Below are 20,714 nucleotides of genomic sequence, written 5' to 3'. Positions count from 1 at the left end.
ACGCTCTCATGGTCTCGCTCGCGCGCGACTCGTCGCCGATCGTCCTCGCCATGGTGGGCCTGCCCGCGCGGGGGAAGACATCCATCGCCCGCAAGATCGCGCGGTACCTCTCGTGGCTCGGCCACCCCACGCGGCTCTTCAACGTCGGCAACTACCGCCGCGCGCACCTCGGCACCGCGCAGCCGCACCAGTTCTTCGACCCCGACAACAGCCAGGGCCGCCAGGCGCTGCTCGGCATGGCGATGACGGCGCTCGACGACCTCATCGGCTGGCTCAGCTCCGGCGGCGAGGTGGCGATCTACGACGCCACCAACAGCACCCGCGCCCGCCGGAACCTCGTCACCGAGCGCTGCCAGGCGCACGGCTTCCCGGTCGTCTTCATCGAGTCGATCTGCAACGACGAGTCGATCATCGAGACGAACGTCCGCGAGACCAAGCTCCGCTCGCCCGACTACCAGGGCGTCGATCCCGAGGCGGCGCTGCGCGACTTCCGCGCGCGCATCGCGCACTACGCCCGCGCGTACGAGCCGCTCGGCGAGCCCGAGAAGAGCTACATCAAGATCATCGACGTCGGCCGCCAGGTCGTGCTGAACCGCATCCACGGCTACCTGCCGGCGCGGCTCGTCCCGCTGTTGATGAACATGCACCTCACGCCGCACCCGATCTGGCTGACCCGCCACGGCGAGAGCGTGTTCAACGAGAAGGGGCTGCTCGGCGGCGACTCGGACCTCAGCGCGCGCGGCGAGGAGTACGCGAAGAACCTCGGCGTCTTCATCCGCGAGCGGGCCGGCGACGAGCACGTCAACGTCTGGACGAGCACCCTGCGCCGCACCATCCAGACCGCGCGCCCGATGACGCAGAACCACGTCGCGTGGCGCGCCCTCGACGAGATCGACGCGGGCGTCTGCGAGGGCATGACCTACGAGGAGATCCGCCAGCAGATGCCCGAGGTCTTCCACGCGCGCGCGGCCGACAAGTTCCGCTACCGATACCCGCGCGGCGAGTCGTACGAGGACGTCATCCAGCGCCTCGACCCGCTGATCATCCAGCTCGAGCGCCAGCGCTCGCCCGTGCTCGTGATCGGCCACCAGGCGGTGCTGCGCGCGCTCTACGCCTACCTCGTGGATCGCCCCGCGCCCTCGTGCCCGACGCTGCCGATCCCGCTGCACACCGTCATCGAGCTGACCCCCACCGCGTACGCGTGCGAGGAGCGCCGCTTCCAGCTCGCGCCCGCGGTCCAGGGCGGCGACTCGAGCACCGCGCACCCCTGATCCTCCCGGCGCGGCGATGCGCGCGCCGGGTCAGCGATCCCGGCTGATGAGCTTGCGGAGCAGCTCCAGCGGGTGGAACGGCAGCATCGCGGCCATCTCGCTGTCGGTGCCGGCCCGCTCGAGCACCGCCCGCATCGCGGGCGCCACGATCCCCATCGGATCGATCCGCTCCGCGATCGCGCGGAGGGCGCTGAGCGCCGCGCGCCCCGCGTCGATCCCGAGCGGGATGGCGAGCGCCGCCGGCACCGGCGCGAGGATCACGTCGCGCACCGCGACCGCGCGCGCCCAGGCGCCCGGGCTCGGGTCGACCTCGAGCTTCCGGATCGTCTCCGCCTCGGCGAAGCAGCCGAGCGACAGCTCCCCTGCCCGCTCCTCGATGGCGCGCGAGAGGTGCCGGTAGTCGCGCCGCCAGTCGCCGGCGAGCAGCCCCATGTCCTCCCGCACCTCGTCCGGCCCGAGGATCAGGTTGATCCCGCGCGCGTCGCGGCGGAGCGCGACGCTCGTCCAGAGCTCCCCGCCCTCGAACAGGCCGATCACCATCGTCTTGCCGGCCCCGGCGAGCGACTCCAGCGTGCCCCGCACGACGCCCGGCGACGGCATCGGCACGCCGCGCAGCCGCGCCGGCCAGAGATCGATCCTCCCGGCGAGGAGCTCCTCGCGCGCGAGCTGCAGCAAGAGGAGCGTCTGCGCGACGAGGTCGTCGCCGCGCCGCACCCGCGCCCCGAACCGCTCCACGATGGCCTCGAGGGCGCCCGCCTCGATCACCGCGGCCCAGCTCGCGTGGTGGCCCGCGGCGAGCTCCTCGGCGGAGAGCCGGGCGGCGCGCTGCGCGTCGTCGATCCGGAGCCGGCCGGCGTCCGTGTGCACGAGCTTCCTGAGCCTGCCGCCCGCGCGGACCGCGACGACGCCGCCGCGCGGCCGATCGACCTCGCGCTCGTCGATGCCCGTGCGTCTGGGCCGGAACAACGACAGCACGCGGACCCAGTCGGTCGCGGTGAACCCCTCGAAGCGGACGTCGGGCGAGAGCACGGGGCGAGCCTACTCCTGGCGCGCTCCGTGCGCGAGCGCCGGGCCGGAGCGCGCCGGGCTGACGGCGCGCTCCGGCCCGGCGCTCGGCGCGCGCGGGCGAGGCCGGCTACGCCCCCCACCAGAGCATCTCGTGCGCCTGGGTCTCGCCGCGGACCGGCACGATCACCCGGATCTTCTGGCCCTCGATCTGGACCACGTGGGCGGGGAAGCTGTCGGCCGGGTAGTACACGGATTTCACGAACCCGCTCGCGTCGAGCCAGAACAGGTGCACCCCCTCCGCGGTCGCCCCGTGCATGAGGAGCATCCGCCCGCCCCCGAGCAGCGCGAACTCCAGGCTCTTGAAGGCCATCTCCTCGAAGCGCTCCGGGGACGGGAAATCCTCTCCCACCGACCTGAGCTCCGGCAGGTGCGCGCGGAGGTGCTTGTAGAGCGTGTCGTAACGCACCTTCGCGAGCCTCGGGATCCGCCGGTCGCCCGCCGCGATCACGGGCAGCCGCTCCGCGTCGAAGGTCGGCACCTCCACGTGGGTGCGGTAGCGGTCCGCGAGCCTGCCGCGGCCGATCTCCTCGTCGCTGAGCGCCTTGAGCCACCACTGGAAGATCGCGAGATCGCCGGTCCCCGCGCGCGACTCGAGCCGGACCAGCGACTCCCACAGCGGCCTCCGGACCTGCCATTTTCCCCCGTGGTTCCTGGCCACGCACGCGCCGACGTAGAGCGCCCCGTGCGTCACGAGGGTGACCAGCATGGGCGGCGCCCCGCCCCCGCCCTCGGCCGACGTACCGCCCGCGCCGCGCGCGCCGGCGGCGCCCTCGGCCGGCGAGAGCCAGGCGTCGCGCCGCTCGCGCGTCAGCGCCGCGCCCAGCCGGTGGACCGACGCGTCGGAGAAATCGAGCCCGAGGTCGGGCGCGCCGAACGCTCCGGGCGCGAGCCGGGCGAACACCTCCGCCGCGTGGTCGATCTGGGCCAGGATCGACGGGTTTCCGGCCGGGTTCGCGTCCGTGGAGCGCGCGGCCGCGAGGTCGGCGAGCGCGTCGGGCGGGTAGTGCGGCGCGAAGGTGCGCTCGAAGAGCTGGGCGGCCGTGATCGGTTCGGCGGGCATGGCGTTGGGCCGGCAAAGAGGCCGGGGATGGGGGTCGGGCGGGCGCGTCCGGCGCCGCTCAGAACATCTTCTTGCGCTTCGACGAGCTCAGGATGCCGAGCATCTCGCGGTACTTGGCCACGGTGCGGCGGGCGATCTTGATGCCGTCCGTCTCCTCGAGGATCTTGACGATCGCCTGGTCGCTGTAGGGATTCGACTTGTCCTCGGCCAGGATGATCTTCTTGATCGCCTGCTTGACGCTCTCCGAGGCGATGTCCTCGTCAGCCACCCTGTGGATCGACGAGTTGAAGAAGTACTTGAGCTCGAAGAGCCCCTGGGGCGTGTGCACGTACTTGTTCGACGTCACGCGGGAGATGGTCGACTCGTGCATGCCCACCGACTCGGCGACATCCCGCAGGATCATGGGCTTCAGGTAGCCCACGCCGCGCTCCAGGAACTCGCGCTGCTTCTCGACGATGCACTCGGTCACCTTGATGATCGTGCGCCGCCGCTGCTCGATGGCCCGGATCAGCCACTGCGCGCTCCGGAGCTTCTCGCTGATGAACTCCTTCGCCTTCGGGTCCTTGAGCATCCGCTGGGCGAGGTTCTCGTTGATGTACAGCCGCTGGAGCCCCTTGTCATTGTCGGTGACGACGAACTGGTTGCCGTCCTTGATGACGTACACGTCCGGGGTGATGGCGATGGTCTTCTCGTCGACCTCGGCGAAATTGCGCGCCGGCACGCTCTCCAGCTTCTGGATCTCCTGGACCGCGTCGTAGACGTCCTCCAGCGAGATCTTCAGCGCCTTCGCGATCGCGGGGAAGTTGCGCCGCTCCACGTTGTGGAGGTGGTCCTTGATGATCGCCATCTCGATCTCGTCGAAGCCGAGCACCTCGGCCTGGACCCGCAGGCACTCGGACAGATCGCGCGCCGCGACCCCGACCGGGTCGAAGCGCTGGATCATCGCCAGCACCTCCTCGGCGTCCTCGGGGTGCAGCTCCGCCTCCCGCGCCAGATCGGCGAGGCTCAGATCCGGCCCCTTCGTGCCGTCCGGACGTTCTCCCCCCTTGAGGTCGAGGTACCCCTTCTCGTCGAGGTTGCCGATGACGAGCAGGGCGAACTGCCGCTCGTTCTCGACGAAATCGCTCATCTGGAGCTGCCAGAGCAGGTGGTCGCGCAGGTTCGACGGCTTCGTCAGGTTCTGGTCGATCGGCGGCAGCTCCTCGAAGCCGCCCCGGTGCGCGGGCATCGCCTGCTGCAGCTGGCGGTTTTCCAGGAATTGCTCCCAGTCCACCTCCTTGACCCGCTTTTCCGTCTCGCGCGCCGCGATGTCGGTGTCTCGGTCGAACCGCTCGCCGTTCTCCAGCCGCTGCTCCGTCGGCAGATCGGCGTTCCTCCCCCTCTGATCCCCCTTCTCCCCGTCCCGCGCCTTCGGGTCGGTCATGTCGTCCGCGAGGACCGGGTTGCCGTCCAGCTCCTTCCTGATCTCGTCGACCAGCTCGAGCCGCGAGAGCTGCAGCAGCCGGATGGCCTGCACCAGCTGCGGGGTCATCACAAGCTGCTGGGACAGCTTGAACTGGAGCTTCATCTCCATGCCCATGAGGAGCTCCTTCTCTCAGTTCGCCGCCTGCGCCACCCGCCGAACGGGGGCCGGGGCATTGCGCGAGGTTCGTGCCATCGAGTGTTTCATTGGTGGCCTCACCCCCAACGTAGCATCGAACGGGGCAGCGGCCCGGGTCTTGCTTTCACGTCTGTACCAAAAAATAGCGCAGGCCCTGCGTCCTGCGCCGCTGAACGCGTTATCAGGCGCCGTCATGGCGGGATTTCTCCGCCCTCTGCGGAGCGCTGTCCTCGGCCTGTTCGGCGTGGCCCCCGTCAACGGATCGTTGCACCATCGGCTCCCGATCGGGAGGCTTGAAATCCCGAAAGATTGGGCGAAGCCGCGATGGGACAGCCGAAGGTGCGCGGACCTGCGCTGGGGAACGAGGGCGTGCGCGACGACGCCTCGCAGGATCTCGAGAAGGAGCGGATCCTGTCTTGCTCGCCCCTGGCGCAGCTGACCTCACCGAGCCGGCGCGCGCTGCTCGATCTCGGCAGGATCGAGCGGCTCCCGCGCCGGCAGTGCCTCTGCCAGCAGGGCGCGCCGCCGCGGCACCTGATCCTGCTCGGGGCGGGCCGCGTGAAGGTCGAGCGCACGGCCGAGGGGCGGCTCGTCCCGCTGGGCCACCGCGGGCCCGGCGACCTCGTCGGCGAGAGCGCGCTCGCGGGCGCGCCGGTCGCGTCCGAGAGCGCGATCGTGCTCGACGAGGGGAGCGGGCTCGTGGTGCCGCTCTCCGGGCTCACGCGGCTGCTCGCCGCCGACGCCGCGCTCCGCGAGGCGCTCGCTGCGGCGCTCGTCTCGCGCAAGCTCGAGACCGAGGCGCGCCTCGGCTCCCTGCTGCTCTGCACGGTGGAGGTGCGCCTGCTCGACTTTCTCCGCGCCGCTGCCCGGCGGTGGGGGCGGCCGCACGCGTCGGGTCAGCTGGTGTCGGCCCCCTTCACGCACGCCGACATCGCGCTGTTGATCGGCTCCACCCGCGAGACGGTCACCCTGCTGCTCGGCAAGCTGAAGCGCGCCGGCCTGATCGCCTTCGACCGGCGGCGGATCGTCATCCGGGATGGCGCGCACCTCGCGGCGCGCGCCGCGTCGACCTGATCGTCCGCCCGGAGGCGCCGCTGCGGGCCCTGCGCTGGAGCCGGACGACGGCGGCGCCGCTCGCCCCCGCGACGGCGCCCTCGCGCGGCTCCGCCGGCCGGGCCGCCGTATCGAGCTGCGCGGCTCTGTCGGAGGCGCGCGCGCCTCGATCGCCCGGCGCGCCGCGCTCCGGGCCGGCGAGGCCGCCGCGGACCAGCCGGAGGCGAGGGAAGACCCCGGACCTCGTCGACGGCCGGGGGCTCTGCTCGACGAAGATCGTGCTGAGCAGCCGGCCGAAGGCGTACGGCTTGAGCAGGACCTCGCTCACGTCGTCCGCGCCGTCGCACGAGACCGGCTCCTCGGCGCAGAAGACGATCCGCCGCGGCAGCGCGCCCTCGCGCCGCAGGCGGCCCAGGATCTCCCGGGCGCCTTTCGTCCCGGGGGCGAGATCGATGAGCGCGACGTCGTAGACGCGCTCGCGGGAGAGGGAGATCGCCTCCTCCAGGGTCGCGGCCGGGCTGACGAGGGCGCCGCGGTTGCCAAGGAGGAGCGCCGTGGCCCTCCGGAGGACAGGGTCCTGATCGAAGAGGAGAACGTTCGGTTGGTACGTCATCGGGGTTCCCTGCGGCTTGCAGTCGAAGTGCGCCGCATCGACGGGGACGGCGACGCGCGCGCGTCCCACCGCTCGGCGGCAGCATCCGCGTCCGCGGACGGCCCCGGTCTTCGCAACGCACGTGCCGAGGGCGCGGCGGCGGCGCCGCCCGGCCCCCGTCGGCCGCGGTTCTCGGCGTCAACGCGGCCCTTTCGCGCGTCGCCGCCGGTGAGGCCGGCTCGCCGGCGCCCGGGCCGCCGCTGTGCCCATTTCGCGCTCCCTTCGCGGCGCCCCTCCGCCCCGACGACGAGCGCGCCCCCATGCTGTCGGCTCGCCTACCCCGCCCACGAACGCCGGTGCGCGGTTCGTGCGCACGGGCCAGCCCAGGTTTGCGGCCCCTCCAGGGCGGCGCGCTCCGCCGATCCGCCCGTTGCTCCCGGCTCCGCGTCCAGTGCGGGTGCCAACGTCCGGGCCGCTCGTGCACCGCGCCCTGACGCGATCGGCGCACCGCGGCAAACTGAATTTCCCGCTTGATGAGGCTGGCGTAGGGTGCCACAAGCGTCCGCGCGCACGAGTGGCGGAACTGGTATACGCACCGGTTTTAGGTTCCGGCGCCGCGAGGCTTGGGGGTTCGAGTCCCCCCTCGTGCACCATGGCTTGAATCCTGGACGACCCGACCGCCCAGCGGCGCGACGCGCCCCGTCGCTTCAGAGGGGGCGGCTCTCCGGGGCGGCTCGGTCCGGGCGTGGTCGCCGGTGCGCGGGCGTGGTCCGCTGGCGCGCGGGGGGGAAGCGCGCGTCGACGGCGGAGGAGGCTGGCGCCATCCGGGCCGCGGAGGGCTCGCCTCGGCGGCGTCGTCGACGGAGCGCGCGGTCCCGGAATTGCGCGACGCCCGCGGCGCGACTACGTTCGCGTTCCTCGGCCGGACCTTTTCCTCCCACCTGACCGCCGCGGAGCCAAGGCACGTAAAGATGTTCACTTGGGCGATGAAGAAGATTTTCGGCACCTCGCACGAGCGCGCCATCCGCCGCATGCGACCGCGGGTCGAGGCGATCGGCAGGATGGAGCCGGAGCTGCAGAAGCTCTCGGACGCCGAGCTTCGGGCGAAGACCGCGGAGTTCAAGGAGAAGCTCTCCAACGGGGCGACGCTGGACGACATCCTGGTCCCGGCGTTCGCGGTCTGCCGCGAGGCGTCGAAGCGCGCGCTCAAGATGCGCCATTACGACGTGCAGCTCATCGGCGGCATGGTGCTCCACAACGGCTGCATCGCCGAGATGCGCACCGGCGAGGGCAAGACCCTGGTCGCGACGCTCCCCTGCTATCTGAACGCCCTCGAGGGCAAGGGCGTCCACGTCGTCACGGTGAACGACTACCTGGCGCGGCGCGACGCCGAGTGGATGGGCAAGCTCTACGGCTTCCTCGGCCTGTCGACCGGCGTGGTCGTCAACCAGCAGGGCGACGCGGAGAAGCGCGACGCGTACCGCTGCGACATCACGTACGGCCAGAACAACGAGTTCGGCTTCGATTACCTGCGCGACAACATGAAGTTCTCGGCGCTCGAGTACGCGCAGCGCCCGCTTCATTACGCGATCGTCGACGAGGTCGACTCCATCCTCATCGACGAGGCGCGGACTCCGCTCATCATCAGCGGCCAGGGCGAGCGCTCGAGCGACAAGTACCGCACGATCAACGAGGTCATCCCCCAGCTCCGGAACGAGGAGCATTTCGCCGTCGACGAGAAGGGTCACTCGGTGACGCTGACCGACGAGGGCGTCGAGACGGCGGAGCGGCTGTTGGCGGCGCTCAAGGTGCTCAAGGGCACGAACCTCTATGACCCGGTCAACCTCGAGACGCTGCACATCCTGAACCAGTGCCTGCGCGCGCACACGCTCTACAAGCGCGACGTCAACTACATGGTGCGCGACGGCAAGGTGCTCATCATCGACGAGTTCACCGGCCGCGTCCTCGCGGGCCGGAGGTGGTCGGACGGCCTGCACCAGGCCGTCGAGGCGAAGGAGAACGTCCGGATCCAGGAGGAGAGCCGGACGATGGCGACGATCACCTTCCAGAACCTCTTCCGGCTGTACAAGAAGCTCTCCGGGATGACCGGCACCGCGGACACCGAAGCGGCGGAGTTCCACAGCACGTACAAGCTCGACGTCGTCATCATCCCCACGAACAAGCCGGTGATCCGCGTCGACTATGAGGATCTCGTCTACAAGACCGAGAAGGAGAAGTTCACGGCGGTCATCAACGAGATCCTCGAGAAGCACGAGCTCGGCCAGCCGATCCTGGTGGGCACGACGAGCGTCGAGAAGAGCACCGCGATCAGCCGGATCCTGACCAAGCGCGGCGTGAAGCACAACGTGCTGAACGCGAAGCACCACGAGAACGAGGCGTACGTGGTCGCGCAGGCGGGTCGCAAAGGGGCCATCACGGTGTCGACCAACATGGCCGGGCGCGGGACGGACATCATCCTGGGCGGCAACGCGGAGATGCTCGCGAAGCTCAAGTTCAAGGAGCAGAACCGCCAGCCCGAGGCGGAGCCCGAGGCGTTCGAGGCCCTGGTCGAGGAGCTCAAGAAGGAGTGCACCGCGGAGGGCAACGAGATCCGCGAGCTCGGCGGGCTGTACATCCTGGGCACCGAGCGGCACGAGTCGCGCCGCATCGACAACCAGCTGCGCGGCCGCGCCGGCCGCCAGGGCGACCCCGGCACGTCGAAGTTCTACCTGTCCCTCGAGGACGACCTCATGCGCATCTTCGCCGGCGATCGGGTGAAGAACCTGATGGAGCGGATGGGCATGCCGGACGACGAGCCCATCGAGCACCCGTGGGTGACGAAGAGCGTCGAGAACGCGCAGAAGAAGGTCGAGGAGCGCAACTTCGACATCCGCAAGAACCTGCTCGAGTACGACGACGTGATGAGCGCGCAGCGCAAGACGATCTACGACATGCGCCAGTCGCTGCTCCTCGGCCGCTACTCCCCCGAGATCCTCGACGAGGAGGGGAAGCCGACGGGCGAGAAGCGGACGATCAAGCCGCTCGCGTCGATCGTGGAGCTGGTCCGGCCGGACGTCGGCTACCTGCTCGGGATGTTCGCGAACGATCCGGTGATGCCGCTCGACGAGGACGGCAACCGCCGCGAGATCGTGCGGAAGGACTTCGAGAAGACGGATCGGTTCGTCGAGCTCGAGAACCTGCAGCGCGAGCTCTACACGCGCTGGGGCGTGAAGGTCGAGCTCGAGTCGCGCCCCGACAAGGTCCTCGCGATCTACGACGAGTGCGCCGAGCTCGTGCCCCAGGCGCTCACGGAGCAGCGCGAGCGGCTGCTCGATCTGATGGACCGGATCATCGGCGCGATGGTCGAGGAGTCGTGCCCGGCGCGCAAGCCGCCCGAGGACTGGGACTGGGGCGGCATCTTCCAGGGCTTCCGCGAGCACTTCGGCGTCGAGCTGCCGGACGACGTCGCGCACATCGGCGATCAGGAGACGCTGGCGCGCGAGCTCTACGAGCGCGCCGAGAAGGCGTACGAGAAGCGCGAGGAGGAGATCGGGGTCGAGCTGTCGCTCCGCATCTTCCGGCACCTCTACCTGGAGGAGCTCGACAAGGCCTGGGTCGACCACCTGACCGACATGGACCACCTCCGCGACGGCATCGGCCTGCGCGGCTACGGGCAGAAGGACCCGAAGCAGGAGTACAAGAAGGAGGGCTACAACATGTTCGTCAACATGGTGGCCCGCGTCTCCTCGAACGTGGTCACGAAGCTCTTCAGCGTGAACGTCAGGCGCGCCGAGCAGGAAGAGGCGCAGATCGAGGCGGCGGATCGCCAGCGCCACGCGGCGGCGCTGCTCGACGCGGTCGCGCAGCACGACGAGTCGCTCCCGATCGGCGCGAACCCGGCGGCGGCGCTGCCGCAGCCCGCCGTCACGCAGGAGCAGGAGTGCCCCTGCGGCAGCGGCAAGCCGTTCAACACCTGCCACGGCGCCGAGGACGAGGCGACGGTCTGAGCCGGCGCATATCCTGCACGCTCGCCACGCTCGCCACGCTCGCCCCGCTCGCCCCGCTCGCAAGGCGCCTGCGGCGCGCCGGCGAGGGCCCGCGCCGGGCCCTTGCTCCGGCGCCTGATCCCAGCATGGACACTGCCTGAGGGCCGACGCGTCGGCTCGGGGAGGCAGGACCATGAAGGTGTTCATCGACTCAGGGGACATCGCGGAAATCAGGGAGGCGCAGTCGATGGGGGTCATCGACGGCGTGACCACGAACCCGTCGCTCCTCGCCAAGGGGGGCAGGCCGACGAGGCAGGTGATCGCCGAGATCTGCGAGGTGGTCGACGGCCCCGTCTCGGCCGAGGTGGTGGCGGTCGAGCGGGACGCGATCCTCCGCGAGGGGCGCGAGCTCGCCAAGATCCACCCGAACGTGGTGGTCAAGGTCCCGCTCATCAACGAGGGGCTCAAGGCGGTGCGGATCTTCGCCGCCGAGGGCATCCGGACGAACGTCACCCTCTGCTTCTCGGCTGCCCAGGCGCTGCTCGCGGCCAAGGCTGGGGCCACGTACATCTCGCCGTTCGTCGGCCGGGTCGACGACGCCGCGGGGGACGGGATGGACCTGGTCCTGCAGGTCGTGACGATCTACAGGAACTATGGCTTCCCGACGCAGGTGCTCACCGCGAGCGTGCGGCACCCCGTCCACTTCGTGCAGGCCGCCATGATCGGCTCGCACGCCGCGACGATGCCGCTCAAGGTCATCAAGCAGCTGACCAAGCACCCGCTGACCGACGTCGGCCTCGCGCAGTTCTTGGCGGATGCGAAGAAGATCCCGGAGCTGGTATAGCGAACCTCGTGGCCGAGAAGGACAAGGGAAGCCCGGGAACGAAGCGACGCGGGAGCCGCCCGGCGGCCCCCGCGGTCGTGTCCATCACGACCCAAGGAGGGCCGTTCAAGGGGGTGTCGACGGCGGTCGTGCGCCGGCGCGCGAGCAAGATGCTCGCCCACCTCGCCCTGCAGGGCGTGGAGCTCTCCGTGGCGCTGGTGAACGACGAGGCCATCCACGAGCTGAACCGCACGTACCGGCGCAAGGACAAGCCGACCGACGTGCTCGCCTTCCCCATGCTGGAGCAGAACGGCGCGACGTCGCGCAAGCGCGGCCGGCGAGGTCCTGTGGATCCGTCGGCGTGGCACGGCCTGCTCGGCGACGTGATCGTCTCGATCGACACGGCCGCCCGGCAAGCCGCCGAACGAGACCGCCCGCTGCTCGACGAGATCACGATGCTGCTCGGGCACGGCCTGCTCCACCTGCTCGGTTACGACCACAAAACCGACGCGGAGGAGCGAGAGATGACGGCGTTGACCCGGGAGCTCGAGGCCGCCGCGGCGTCGCGGGGCAGCAGTCCCACTGGAATCCGGCCTCGCAGCGGCGTCGCGAGACCGAATAAGACGGGGGCGCAATGACTTATTCCTTGCGATGCGAAACCTCGCTTGTTAAACGGACGCCCCCTTTCGACTTGGAGGAAACATGCCCGGTTCGAACAAGCTGACCAAGGCGCAGATGATCGTCGGTCTTGCCGAGGCCACCAACCTCGACAAGAAGTCCGTGGCCAGCGTGCTCGATGCGCTCAGCGAGCTGGTGAAGAAGGAGCTCGGTCCGGAGGGGCCGGGCGAGGTCACGGTCCCGGGCCTCGTGAAGATCAAGGCGAAGGAGATCCCGGCGACGCAGGACCGGGAAGGCATCAATCCGTTCACGAAGCAGCCGATGACCATCAAGGGCAAGCCGGCGAGCCGCAAGCTCCGCGCGGCGCCCGTCAAGGCGCTCAAGGACGGCTGAGCGGCGCGTCGGTGGCCGCGGCTTGCGCGGCCGCATCCGGCGACGCGAGCTCCGGAGGTCCAGCGGCTGGGCGCGCCCCCGCGGCGACGTCCGGAGCTCCGGGCGATGCTTTCGCCGTGGAGCGTCGCGCCCTGAGCGCGCACGCGACGATCGCGAGGGCGAGCAGCGTCGCCAGCGGGGCGTCGCCCAGGCGGGTGTAGAGCGTCAGCGGCGTATCCCTGACCGCCGGGGTCGCGAAGGTCACCCCAGGCGCAGTGCTCTCGTCCCGGCTGCGCACCACGCCGCGGGCGTCGATCCACGACACGACACCGAGGTTCACGGCGCGCACGAGGTCGCGGCGCAGCTCGACGGCGCGCATGACCGCGAGCCGGGCGTGCAGCTCGGGCTCGGCGCTTCCGGTGAACCAGGCGTCGTTCGTGATGTTGACGAGGAGGTTCGGGGCGAGCGTGCCGGTGATCCGCCGCGCCACCCCGGTGAGCGTGTCCTCGTAGCAGTTGAGCACCCCGATCCGGAGCGCGGGCCCCTGCTCCCGGGGAAGCGTGAGCGCGCGCGGCTCCGCGCCCGGGACGAGCCCGCCGCTCTTCTGGAAGATGCGCCGCAGCCAGGGCAGGTAAGCGCCGCCCGGCACCGTCTCGCCGAACCAGAGCAGCTGCAGCTTGTCCTGGGTCGGCTGCATGCTCCCGTCGGGGAGCACGACGGTCGCGGAGTTGTAGCTGTTCCGTTCCTCCACGCCGTCGTCGGCCTTCGCGGGCGGGGCCTGGGTGATGAGCCCGGCGAGGACCGGACCGCGGACGCCGGGGCCGAGGATCGCTCGACCGCCGCGCGGCGCCTGCCGGGCGCTGTGCGGGAGCGGGTACGGATACGCCGCCTCGGGCCAGAGGGTGAGCTCGGCGCCGCCGGCCTCGGCCTTCCGCGTGAGCTCGTGCAAGGAGCGCAGGATCCGCGGGTGGTTCTTCGGCTGCCAGCGCTCGTGAGGCCCCACGGCCTGGTTGACGAGCGCCACGCGCGCCGTCGGCAGGCCCGCGCTGGCGCGCTCCACGGCGGCCATCCGGAGCGCGCCGTGCGCCGCGAGCCCCCCGAACAGCGCGGCGCTCGCGAGCGCCGGGGAGAGGATCGCGCGGGGCGGCCGACGGCGGGCGGACCGCGGCTCCGGCGCGGGCGCGAGCGGGCGCCCGCCGGGCGCCACCCCGATCGCGGCGAGGCCCGCGCGGGCGAGCAGGGCGGCCCCCACGGCGAACAGGACCGAGACGCCGCGCTCGCCGACGAGGTCGGCGAGCTGCACGAGCGCCGGCCATGGGCTCATGAGGCCCGCCGGCGTCCAGCCGAAGACCGTCGGGAGGACCACGGCGGCGAACACGCCCGTCGCGAAGGCGAGCTCGAGCGGGGCGCGCACGCGCCGGAGGAGCACGCTCGTGACGCCGCCGCAGACCGCCCAGACCAGCGACTGGGCGGCCGCGAGCAGGATCAGCGCGAGGTACGAGGCCGCCGTGCCGAGCGACGTGAAGCGCAGGATGACCTCCGGCACGAAGCGCAGGCCCACGATGCCCGCCGCCGTTCCCCAGGCAGCGCCGCGCCCGAAGGCGCGCCAGAACGTCGGGGCGTCGTGCACGGCGGCCGCCAGCAGGGCGAGGCCGGCGATGACGGCGGGATAGAGATCCGTAGGGGGGGCCGTGAGGGCGAACGTCGCACCGCCGACGACGGAGAGGAGCAGCGGGGCGCAGCCGCGGAGCGCGCGTCGGGTCGAGGCCTGGGGCACGATGCGGCGTTATACCGCGCGGGAGCCGCCGGGAGCCCGGCGGCTGCCCGAGGAGATCGACGCCGCCGCGAGCCTCGCACGGTCAGGGCGGACAGGAGGCGAGGCCCTGTCAAACGAGCTGCTGCACGGCTCGACACGCCGGTCGAGCTCGCTCGTGGGCCAGCAGCAGTCCCCGCTCGCTCTGTCTACGCTCGGGCCCGTTCGCGACGTTCGCCAGGGAGGGCCTGGAGCGATATGCTCACCAGTAAACGGTGAGCCCACCGCGGAAGAGCCCACCGCCCGACGTATCGGTCGTGCGTCCGGTCTCGGGATCCCTGAACTCGGGGACGACGCCGTCGTCCGTGCGGCTGCGCACGAACCCGAGCGCATCGATGTTCAGGGCGAGGCGGGGGGAGAGCCGGAACTCGAGGCCGATGCCGCCGTGCGCGCCGAAGTAGTCGTACTCGGTGTTCGGAACGAACTCGTCGCCGCTGGCCGCGGCCTCGCCCCAGGGCCGCTCGACCTCGGCGTGCGACATGTTCAGGCCGCCCATGAAGTAGAACTGCGTGCGGCTGCGCGGGTTGACGAACAGCATCCCGCTCAGCGAGAGCGGCACTTCCGTCCGCTCGTAGCCGTTGTAGTCGGTGCCCGCGAGGAGGTCGGCGCCGAGGTCGAGCGCGAACGCGGGGACGGGCCGGTACCGCAGGCTGACCCCGACGCCGCCCATGCCGGCCTCCTCCGCGCCGCCGTGCTCGCGGCCCATCATGAGACCCTGGACGCGGAAGTTGACGCCCCACTGCCGGCGCCAGCGCAGCTTCGGCGGCGGAGGCGGAACGGGCGGGGTCATGCGGCGCACGATCACGCGTGGCGGGGGAGCGGACCCGGGCGTCACGACGATGACCTGCGGCGGCGGGCCGGAAGGCGAGGTCTGGTACACGACGACCGGGGGCGGGGCCGGGCGGGTCGCGCGCCTGCCCCGCGGCGGGGGTGGGGCCGGCGGTGGGGGGGGCAGCGCCTCGGCTGGGGGGGGCTCGGCAGCGGCTGCGGGCGGCGGCTCAGCGGCGGGGTCGCCGGGCGGCTCCACTTCCTCACAGAACCACGCGCCGGGAGGACAGTTGTTGTTCTCCTGCGCGAGCGCGCTCATCGGCGCGGTCATCGCCACGGCAACAAGGACATGGGTCAAGCAACGGCGCATCGGGCGACTCCTCTTCGGTGCAGGGAAGTTAGCAACCGGGATGCCATCGACCATCTCGCTGGATTGTCGTCACCATGGCCATGAAGCACGCCGGCGTGCATCGGCCGCCACGGCGCGCTGTGGCGGAAGGTTCACACGCGCGCCGTCCCGCAGGGTACTAGCTCCCACGGCAAACGTCACGGCGCGGCCGCCCCGCCGGCAGCCCCGCCACCATCGAGAGCAATCGGGTTCATCATGCCTACGGTTACGTTGAAGCAGGGTCATGTTCGGCCGGTGTGGTCGGGGCATCCCTGGGTGTTCGCTCAGGCGATCGCGCGCATCGAGGGCGGCGCGGTCGCCGGCGACGAGGTCGTGGTCACCGACCCGTACGGCAGCGTGCTCGGCCGCGGGCTCTACACCCCCCGCTCGGCCATCCCGGTGCGCATGTACACGCGCGAGGACAGGCCGATCGACGCGGCCCTGTTCCGGCACCGGATCGAGCGCGCCATCGCGCACCGCCGCGAGCTCGGCCTGCCCGCGCGGGCGCCCGGCCACGAGACCGACGCCTTCCGGCTGATCCACGCGGAGGGGGACGGGCTGCCCGGGCTCATCGTCGACCTGTTCGGCGACACGGCGGTCGTGCAGCTCGGGACGATCGGGATCAAGCGCCGCGAGGGCGTGATCTTCGACGCCCTCCAGGCGGCGCTCTCGCCGCGCGCGATCGTGGACAGGACGCCGGAGTCGCTCGCGAAGCTCGAGGGGTTCACCGCCGACGCCGGCGTGGTGCGCGGCGACTTCGGGCTCGATCAGCTGCGGTTCGTCGAGCGAGGGCTGCGGTACACGATCCCGCTCGCGCTCGGCCACAAGACCGGGTTCTACCTGGACCAGCGGACGCTGCGGACCCGCGTGGAGCAGCTCGCCCACAACCGGCGCGTGCTCGACGCGTTCTGCTTCGTCGGCACCTTCGCCATGGCGGCGGCCCGCGGCGGGGCGAGCGAGGTCCTCGCGATCGACGAGAGCGCGACGGCGCTCGAGGTCGGGGCGGAGTGCGCGCGGGAGAACGGGCTGCTCGACCGGATCAAGTTCACGCGCGACGACGCCCGCAAGGCGCTGCAGAACGCGTCGAGGCAGGGGGGCTTCGACCTCGTCATCTGCGACCCGCCGAAGCTCGCGGGCACCCGCGCCTCCAAGGACGCCGCGCTCACCGCCTACCGGCGCCTCGCGTCCGGGGCGTGCCGCGCCACGCGGCCCGGCGGCATCGTCGTGCTCTGCTCCTGCTCCAGCGCCGTGAGCCTCGACGACCTGACCCGGGTGCTCGCCCTCGGCGCGCGCGACGCCCGCATGCAGGCGGCGGTGTTCGACCGGCATTTCCAGGGGGGCGACCACCCCGTCCCCGCGGCCTTCCCCGAAGGGCTCTACCTGAAGAGCCTCATCGCGCGCATCGACGCGCTCTGACGATCGCCCGATGGACCCGCTCTCCCTGCTGACCCCCGACGCCGCGCGCGGCCTCGCCGGGGTGATCTTCGACCTCGACGACACCGTGCTGGATCACGGCGCCCTGACCGAGTCCGCCTACGGCGCGCTCTTCCGTCTGCGCGAGACCGGGCTCGCGTTGATCGCCTGCACCGGCAGGCCCGCCGGATGGGGCGAGGTGATCCAGCGGCAATGGCCGATCGACGCGACGATCGTCGAGAACGGCGCCGTCGCGCTGGTCCGCGAGCAGGCCGGCCCCGGAGAAGGGCTCGCCCCGAGCGCCGGCGCGAGCCGCGTCGTCACGCTCGACGCGCTCGACCGCGGCACGCGGCGGGCCCGTCGGGCCGAGCTCGTCGCGCTCGCCGATGACATGGTGCGTCGTTTTCCCGCGGCGGCGCTCGCAGACGACAACGACCAGAGGGTGACCGATGTCACCATCGACATCGGCGAGCACCGGCGCGTCCCGCCGGAGGACGTGCAGAGGATGCGCGCCGAGCTGCGCGAGCGGGGGGTGAGGACGCTCGTCTCGAGCGTCCACCTCCACCTCACCCGCGACCCGTCCGACAAGGCGACGGGCGCCGTGCGCCTGCTCTCGAGCCGGTTCGGCGAGGATCCGACCCGCGCGCGGTACCGCTACGCCTTCGTGGGCGACAGCGGCAACGACGGCGTCGCCTTCGCTGCATTTGCGTTGACCTTCGGCGTAGCCAACGTGCGCGCCCACCTCGGCAAGCTCTCCGTGCCGCCGCGGTTCGTGGCCTCCCTGCCCATGGGCCGCGGGTTCGCGGAGATCGCCGGCCGGATCGCCGAACTGCGGAAGAATGCACCTGAACCGTGATCTGCCCGCGCGCAAGGGCCTCGCGTGCGATCCGCCCCACACCTGGAGCAGGTAGCCTAGCCGCGACGCAACCCGAAGGAATAGGATCGAGCTTTCGGGAGGGGCGTGCCTCCCAACCCTTTACAGGGGCGCGTGTTCTCGGGGACCATGACCTTGGTCCCTCGCCCGCCAGCGGCAGCAGATGGCGTTTCGACCCCCGACCCCCGGCCTCCTCGTCGACAACAAGTACCGCCTCGCGGAGCGCATCGGCGGGGGCGGCATGGGCGACGTGTTCCGGGCGGAGCACGTGCTCGCAGGTCGCGCCGTTGCGATCAAATTCCTCCACCCCGAGCTGGCGGACAACTCGGAGCTCTCGCACCGGTTCTTCCAGGAAGCGCAGGCGGTCAACCGGATCCGCCACCCGAACATCGTCGACGTGATCGACGCGGGCGTCGGCGAGCTCGGTCCGTACATCGTGATGGAGCACCTCGACGGCGAGTCGCTGGGCATGGCGCTCGCGCGCTTCGGCCGCCTCGACATGGAAGCCGCCGTCGGGGTCGCGATCCCGGTGCTGGAGGCGCTCGACGCCGCGCACCGCGCCGGGATCATCCACCGCGATCTCAAGCCCGAGAACATCTTCATCGCCTTCGATCCGAGCCGCGGCTCGGCCGTCGTCCGGCTGCTCGACTTCGGCATCGCCAAGGTGCTCGACTCCGACGGCCCCTCGCCGCGGACGCGCACGGGCGTCGTCTTCGGGACGCCGGACTACCTGTCGCCGGAGCAGGCCACGGGGGAGTCGCCGCTCGACGGGCGGAGCGATCTCTTCTCGGTGGGCGTCCTGCTGTACGAGGTGCTCACGGGCACGCGGCCGTTCCGCGCGCCGACCGCCGTGGCGACGGCGTTCCGCGTCGTGCACGCGGAGGTGCCGACGCTCGCCTCGGCGGGCGTGACCGTCGACCCGCGGCTCGAGGCGATCGTGCAGCGGCTCTTGCAGAAGGATCCCGCGAAGCGCTTCCAGACGGCCGGCGACGTTGTCCGCGAGCTCGAGCGCGTCGCGCCCGAGCCGCCGCGGCGGACGGCGGCGCTCGGCCGGCTCATCAACGTGCAGCGGCGGATGGCGCTGAGCCTCGGGAACGCGCCGGAGAACGAGCGCGATCGGCTCTCGTCCTCGCGCGACCGCTCGCGCGCGGGCACGTCGTTCGACGTGAGCCCCGCGCCGCCGATGCGCATCTCGCCGCCGCTCGTGTCGGGCAGCCGCGTCACCGAGGCGCCGCCCATGATGCGGCCGTCGTCCGAGCCGGCGAAGCCCGCGCCCGGCGCGACGCTCTCGAACGCGCTGCGGAGCCGCGGCTCGGAGCCCACCCTGCTCTCGCAGCGCGGCGAGTCGCTCCCCACCGTGCGCAGCGCCGACCTCGGCCTCCGGTCCGAGCCGACCGTGCGCAGCGCCGACTTCGGCGCCCTCATCAACCGGCAGCGCGACACGCGGCGGCCCAACGTCACCCCGGTCCGGCCGCTGCCGGCGCGCTTCGCGGGGGGGCAGTACCAGGTGCGCGGCCCCGTCCTGCGGAGCGTCGACCGCACCATCGTCGACGAGTACGGGAGGAGCGCGCGCGACGAGGTCGTCGCGCAGATGCCGCTCCGCTACGCCGACGACTTCAAGCACGACTCGATCAACGCGCTCGTCGGATACGATCTCGAGGCGCTCGACGCTTACATGGAGCTCGCGACGTCGCTCGTCCTGCGCGATCTCGAGCGCTGGCGCGACATCGGGAGGCTCGGCGTGGGCGGCGAGCTGCACAGCCTCGTGCGCACGTTGTTCGCCCGGCCGCTGACCGACATCGCGTCGCTCATGCGCCGCGGGACCTCGATCTGGTCGCGGCTCTTCACGTTTGGCTCGTGGCGCGTGGCCACCGGGCCGACCGGGCGGGTGACGCTCCACATCGGCGACTTCGACCCCGCCTCGCTGCCGCTCCGGCTGTGGGTCGTGGGGATGGTCGAGGAGACGGCGCGGCGCGCGTCCGGCGGGGGCGTGAAGGTCACGATCACGCTCGGCGAGCTCGGCTTCACCTCCGAGCTCGCCTGCGAGATCAGCCTCTAGCTAGGTGCGGGGCTGCTCCGCCCGAGAGAGCCCGGCCTGGGGAGGCCGGGCTGCTGCGCGCTCGCGGCTGCGCTGGCGGGGTCTTCAGGCAGGCTTGCGCGCGCGGTAGCACGCCTGACAGAACACGTCGCGGCCCTCGACCGGCTTGAACGGGACCTCGCCCTCGGAGCCGCACGACTTGCAGGTGATCGAGAACGTCGGACGGTTGCGCGGCGCGCGCGGTGGCTGCGCCGCGGCGCGGCCCTGCGCGGGAGCACGTCGCTCGCCGGCGAACGACGGCGCGCGGTAGTTGCCGTCGTCACGGGCGGGCGCACCGCCGCGCGGACGGCGCGGGTACTGGCTCGGCACCGTCCACGCGGGCGCGAGCCCCGAGTACGCGTCCTGCATCGGGCTGCGGTACTCGTTCACGTCGCCCGTGTAGTGGGGCTTCCGAGGCCGACCGTCGCCGCGCGCCGCGCCGCGGTACCCGCCGCCGGCGCTCCGGGCCGGCCCAGGGCGCTGGTGCTGCGCCGCGCGGGCGGTCGACGCGCTCTCGTGCTCCCCTCGGTTGTCCTTGCGCGCGCGGCGGCAGGTCCGGCACCGCTTCGGCGGGGCCGCGAGCCGCCGTTCGGCGTAGACGGCGGCTTCCGCGGCCGAGAATAGGAACGACGTGCCGCAGCTCGCGCAGACAATGTGCTCGTCTCGATGCTGTTCCATGATTCCTCTTTCGTCAGGCCGACGGGCCTCGCAGGCTCACGGGCTCGGGTGCTCGGGTGACTGAGGTAGACGGGAGCGCCCGGGAGCGGCCCCGCTGCGCTGGAGATGCGCAATTTACGCGGGGATCTCGATGAACTGGGTGGGATCGCCCTCTTGAGGGGGCACGGGAGTGCCTACGGTGACATGCTTGTCATGGCGGTCAAGCGTGCCGCCTCCACGCATCGCCGGGATCGATCGCGCGGCGTGGAGGCTTTGATTTC

The 20,714-nt window shown here is 71.7% G+C and carries 16 protein-coding genes and 1 tRNA gene; 10 read left to right on the top strand and 7 right to left on the bottom strand.

Annotated elements, in window-relative coordinates; genetic code table 11:
• Positions 1-8 precede the first annotated feature (8 nt).
• Entirely contained in the window at positions 9-1,271 is a 1,263-nt protein-coding gene (locus tag WME98_RS23550; protein ID WP_020464746.1) for a bifunctional nucleoside/nucleotide kinase/histidine phosphatase family protein, read from the top strand.
• A 30-nt stretch (positions 1,272-1,301) separates the two neighbouring features.
• Here WME98_RS23550 and WME98_RS23545 read toward each other — a convergent pair whose 3' ends face one another.
• From WME98_RS23545 to rpoN, 3 genes are all read right to left on the bottom strand, one after another.
• A complete protein-coding gene (locus WME98_RS23545; RefSeq protein ID WP_061628982.1) occupies positions 1,302-2,300 on the bottom strand; it encodes a hypothetical protein in 999 nt (332 codons plus the stop codon).
• Between the two features lie 106 nt (positions 2,301-2,406).
• Positions 2,407-3,399 carry a hypothetical protein gene (locus WME98_RS23540; RefSeq protein ID WP_437953296.1) on the bottom strand — a complete coding sequence of 331 codons (993 nt, stop codon included), beginning with the start codon at positions 3,397-3,399 and terminating at the stop codon, positions 2,407-2,409.
• 58 nt (positions 3,400-3,457) lie between these two features.
• The gene (rpoN, locus tag WME98_RS23535; protein ID WP_061628984.1) at positions 3,458-4,978 is read right to left on the bottom strand and encodes an RNA polymerase factor sigma-54; all 1,521 of its coding nucleotides are present in this window, start codon (positions 4,976-4,978) and stop codon (positions 3,458-3,460) included.
• 345 nt (positions 4,979-5,323) lie between these two features.
• Between rpoN and WME98_RS23530 the strand changes: the two genes are divergently transcribed.
• Positions 5,324-6,073: a Crp/Fnr family transcriptional regulator gene (locus WME98_RS23530; protein WP_437953295.1), complete on the top strand. Its 750-nt coding sequence runs from the start codon at positions 5,324-5,326 to the stop codon at positions 6,071-6,073.
• Here WME98_RS23530 and WME98_RS23525 read toward each other — a convergent pair.
• The gene (locus WME98_RS23525; RefSeq protein ID WP_437953294.1) at positions 6,027-6,665 is read right to left on the bottom strand and encodes a response regulator; all 639 of its coding nucleotides are present in this window, start codon (positions 6,663-6,665) and stop codon (positions 6,027-6,029) included. The two genes, WME98_RS23530 and WME98_RS23525, sit on opposite strands and share 47 nt — an antisense overlap.
• 547 nt (positions 6,666-7,212) lie before the next feature.
• On the opposite strand from WME98_RS23525, the gene WME98_RS23520 reads away from it, so the two are divergent.
• From WME98_RS23520 to WME98_RS23500, 5 genes are all read left to right on the top strand, one after another.
• Positions 7,213-7,297: transfer RNA gene (locus tag WME98_RS23520), tRNA-Leu, on the top strand.
• A 318-nt stretch (positions 7,298-7,615) separates the two neighbouring features.
• Positions 7,616-10,651: a preprotein translocase subunit SecA gene (gene secA, locus WME98_RS23515; protein WP_437953293.1), complete on the top strand. Its 3,036-nt coding sequence runs from the start codon at positions 7,616-7,618 to the stop codon at positions 10,649-10,651.
• 172 nt (positions 10,652-10,823) lie between these two features.
• Complete coding sequence (gene fsa / locus WME98_RS23510) at positions 10,824-11,474, top strand: fructose-6-phosphate aldolase (protein WP_437953292.1); 651 nt, start codon at positions 10,824-10,826, stop codon at positions 11,472-11,474.
• Positions 11,475-11,551: 77 nt separating this feature from the next.
• Complete coding sequence (gene ybeY / locus WME98_RS23505) at positions 11,552-12,091, top strand: rRNA maturation RNase YbeY (RefSeq protein WP_437953291.1); 540 nt, start codon at positions 11,552-11,554, stop codon at positions 12,089-12,091.
• A 64-nt stretch (positions 12,092-12,155) separates the two neighbouring features.
• Positions 12,156-12,464, top strand: coding sequence for an HU family DNA-binding protein (locus tag WME98_RS23500; protein WP_020464737.1), 309 nt, complete (start codon positions 12,156-12,158; stop codon positions 12,462-12,464).
• On the opposite strand, the gene lnt is transcribed toward WME98_RS23500, so the two are convergent.
• Positions 12,451-14,220, bottom strand: coding sequence for an apolipoprotein N-acyltransferase (lnt, locus tag WME98_RS23495; protein ID WP_437953290.1), 1,770 nt, complete (start codon positions 14,218-14,220; stop codon positions 12,451-12,453). The genes WME98_RS23500 and lnt overlap by 14 nt on opposite strands.
• A gap of 238 nt (positions 14,221-14,458) precedes the next feature.
• On the bottom strand, positions 14,459-15,394 hold the full coding sequence (locus WME98_RS23490; protein WP_437335221.1) for a hypothetical protein: 936 nt from the start codon (positions 15,392-15,394) through the stop codon (positions 14,459-14,461).
• Positions 15,395-15,628: 234 nt separating this feature from the next.
• Here WME98_RS23490 and WME98_RS23485 point away from each other — a divergent pair, with 234 nt between their 5' ends.
• The 3 genes from WME98_RS23485 (at position 15,629) to WME98_RS23475 (ending at position 19,758) form a co-directional block, all read left to right on the top strand.
• Positions 15,629-16,828, top strand: coding sequence for a class I SAM-dependent rRNA methyltransferase (locus WME98_RS23485; protein WP_187345835.1), 1,200 nt, complete (start codon positions 15,629-15,631; stop codon positions 16,826-16,828).
• Between the two features lie 10 nt (positions 16,829-16,838).
• Positions 16,839-17,681, top strand: a complete 843-nt coding sequence (locus WME98_RS23480; RefSeq protein WP_437953289.1) for an HAD hydrolase family protein — start codon at positions 16,839-16,841, stop codon at positions 17,679-17,681.
• Positions 17,682-17,862: 181 nt separating this feature from the next.
• On the top strand, positions 17,863-19,758 hold the full coding sequence (locus tag WME98_RS23475; RefSeq protein ID WP_437953288.1) for a serine/threonine-protein kinase: 1,896 nt from the start codon (positions 17,863-17,865) through the stop codon (positions 19,756-19,758).
• Between the two features lie 84 nt (positions 19,759-19,842).
• On the opposite strand, the gene WME98_RS23470 is transcribed toward WME98_RS23475, so the two are convergent.
• On the bottom strand, positions 19,843-20,454 hold the full coding sequence (locus tag WME98_RS23470) for a zinc-ribbon domain containing protein (protein WP_437953287.1): 612 nt from the start codon (positions 20,452-20,454) through the stop codon (positions 19,843-19,845).
• Positions 20,455-20,714 lie beyond the last annotated feature (260 nt).

The sequence above is a fragment of the Sorangium sp. So ce296 genome (genome assembly GCF_051529605.1).
In the GTDB taxonomy this organism is placed as follows: Bacteria; Myxococcota_A; Polyangia; order Polyangiales; family Polyangiaceae; genus Sorangium; species Sorangium cellulosum_D.
The sequence above is the reverse complement of the archived record's forward strand: the minus strand, read 5'-3'. Positions and strand labels throughout refer to the sequence as shown.